3 protein-coding genes and 1 pseudogene are annotated in these 1,910 nt (G+C 39.5%); 1 reads left to right on the forward strand and 3 read right to left on the reverse strand.

What is annotated here, in order from left to right; all coding sequences use genetic code 11:
* The coding region (locus tag P9687_RS07540) for a transposase (protein ID WP_328228881.1) at positions 1-228 on the forward strand (228 nt) is incomplete at its 5' end.
* A gap of 25 nt (positions 229-253) precedes the next feature.
* Here the strand turns inward: P9687_RS07540 and P9687_RS07545 are convergent.
* The 3 genes and pseudogenes from P9687_RS07545 to P9687_RS07555 all read right to left on the reverse strand — a co-directional run.
* Positions 254-454, reverse strand: coding sequence for an immunity protein YezG family protein (locus P9687_RS07545; protein WP_235801735.1), 201 nt, complete (start codon positions 452-454; stop codon positions 254-256).
* Between the two features lie 268 nt (positions 455-722).
* Entirely contained in the window at positions 723-1,001 is a 279-nt protein-coding gene (locus P9687_RS07550) for a hypothetical protein (protein ID WP_035191227.1), read from the reverse strand.
* A 9-nt stretch (positions 1,002-1,010) separates the two neighbouring features.
* Positions 1,011-1,910, reverse strand: a pseudogene (locus P9687_RS07555) (hypothetical protein); the annotation flags it as partial.

The following is a 1,910-nucleotide window of genomic DNA, read 5'->3' on the forward strand; positions in this document are numbered from 1 at the left end:
GCAAGGCAGGATGCCTCTGAACGTAATGCCGTTGAAAGCAAATTTGGCGAAGGCAAGCGCAAGTATGGGCTAGGCCTTATTCGAGCACGCCTTCAGGAGACCAGTGAAACAGTAGTAGCCCTTCAATTCCTTATAATGAATCTGGAGCGGAAGCTCAGGGTTCTTTTTTTGAAATTTTTACACAACATTATTTTATATTTTAATAACCGTAATTTGGCTTGTATCTGACAGAATCCGATTCGTTCAGCAAACTCTATTTATATTCAAAATACTTAATTCTATCTGTTGGACCAAATCCACTTTCATGCCAATTTGTATAATCAAAATGTACGTTTAATTTACCTGTATCATTTAATATTAATGTCACTGAAAACCAAGGATCTTGGTCATTAGTAGAAGGAAAACCGGCCCCCACATTTTTCGTTAAACCCGCTCCATCTGCGGGATAAGCCATCTTTATGAATGCTAAAATTATCCCAAATGATCGTATTCTTTTGATTGGATATACTGTCCGCAGCCAATTTTTCCATAAATTCCAACAGGTAATCAGCCTATCGAGTAGAACCTACCTGAGCGACAACATGACCAGTGGTAATTTCAGATCAGGCAATCAGCGATACTGTGCTATGACGCATATATTCATGCTCATAACGCCTCAGTTTACCAGGAAAAGTGGGAAGAGGATCCCTTTTCGCTCCAGGGCTTGCATGCCTGTTTTTTCTTTAAGCATCCTCTAGTAGTTTCTGATATAATTTTTCTGCATGATACAGGTCTTCTAGTAACGGATTTTCATAGTCACTGTAACTATCCAGGTAAGCTCTGACACTGCCAATAATATTTATCTCATTTATATTTTTATTATTCTCCAATACTTCCAAGGCACTCGTATATCTTTTATAAATAAGTTGCAACACACCACTTTTTATTTCGTCGTAATATTTATTTTCTAGTTGGTCTAGGACAACTTTAATTTGTCTGATTAACTGATTTTTGGTGTCCATTTTGTCCTCCTATCTGCTTGGAACTTCTCTTACTTCCTTTATCCATTCGGAAGGCCATCCTTGAGGTAACAGAATTTGGTCTCCGTCACCTTTTAATAAGGCACCTGTCTTTGTAAATTGTTTTTCAACTCTGCCAATATTTAGAATCTTCCCTTTCGGGACTTCAATCACAGCTTCATATTGTCTTGAATTTTTCCAATCGGGAACCAAAGCAGCGTCAATTTTTGCGTTGATTCTATTTCCAGCTGGTCTGGTCGTTGCGAATGCACCCGTCATTTTGGCATCACCGCCATAGGTTCTAAACAGAATAACATTTTTTTCAGTGATTACTGTCCTATAATTGCCGTCTTTAAATGATTTACCTATCCAACTTGGTAAGTCAGCCTTTTCAATTACTTTTACTTTATCGTCAATTGCAGTCGAATACTTACCAAATTCTTTTATTTTCTCTGTATTCCTGGCAATTTTTATATACCTAAGATTGACATCATTTCTGCGGTTAAACAGTTTCCTTACCCCATTTTCAAGCATGTGTTTATTTTCCGTAAATAAGCGCACATTTCTTGGACCTTCAATCACAAGACCCAGTTTGCGGGAAGGAATAACATTTTTAACATAGATATTAGTGGAATCCATTAATCTTGCTGTATCTATTATATCATCCGCCACTTTTTGTTTCACTTTTCTCGGCACTTCTTTCGCCCACGCCTTCGCACTCCGGATGCGGGCGGCCGAATCTTTTCCCGCATCGATTACCATATTGGCCACATGCCTGGATTCGCGCTGAATACCGGCTTTGAGACCCGTCTTTAAGCCCAGTTCAGTCACTTCCCCCATATGAGCTAGACGGACAGTACTGCTGAATTTCGATAATCCGCTCACACCGGGTACGATATCGAGCGGCGCCAG

The organism is Weizmannia sp. CD-2023 (genome assembly GCF_036225245.1).
Classification (GTDB): domain Bacteria; phylum Bacillota; class Bacilli; order Bacillales; family Bacillaceae_C; genus Weizmannia; species Weizmannia faecalis.